Source organism: Streptococcus parasanguinis, assembly GCF_001578955.1.
Lineage (GTDB): Bacteria > Bacillota > Bacilli > Lactobacillales > Streptococcaceae > Streptococcus > Streptococcus parasanguinis_U.
The window spans coordinates 1-304 of record NZ_KQ969771.1; the positions used below are offsets into that span (position 1 = coordinate 1).

The 304-nt window shown below is 48.0% G+C and carries 1 protein-coding gene and 1 pseudogene; both read left to right on the plus strand.

Annotation, left to right across the window (positions count from 1 at the left end; all coding sequences use genetic code 11):
• Positions 1-129: pseudogene (locus tag SPADD19_RS11945) on the plus strand (Cof-type HAD-IIB family hydrolase); the annotation flags it as partial.
• Positions 126-304, plus strand: a 179-nt coding sequence (locus SPADD19_RS11170; protein WP_128861651.1) for an HAD-IIB family hydrolase, incomplete at its 3' end; no start/stop codon positions are given. The pseudogene SPADD19_RS11945 and the gene SPADD19_RS11170, both read left to right, overlap by 4 nt.

Here is a 304-nt window from a genome sequence, read left to right on the forward strand (position 1 = left end):
ATGATGCAAGTCGTGGGCCATCCTGTAGCGCCAGAAAATGCACGTCCTGAAATCTTAGCGATTGCTGAAACAGTCATCGGCCACCATGTAACTGGTTCTGTCCTACGCTACATGGAGGAAATTGTATGAGTAAGATTTCCTTGATTGCGCTGGATTTAGATGGGACCCTTCTCAATTCAGAAAAAAAGATCTCCCCTCGCAATAGAGCAGCCCTCGCTGCTGCACAGGCCCAAGGTGTCAAGGTGGTTCTAACCACTGGTCGTCCCTTGAAAGCCATGGATTTTCTTTTGGAAGAATTGGGAAC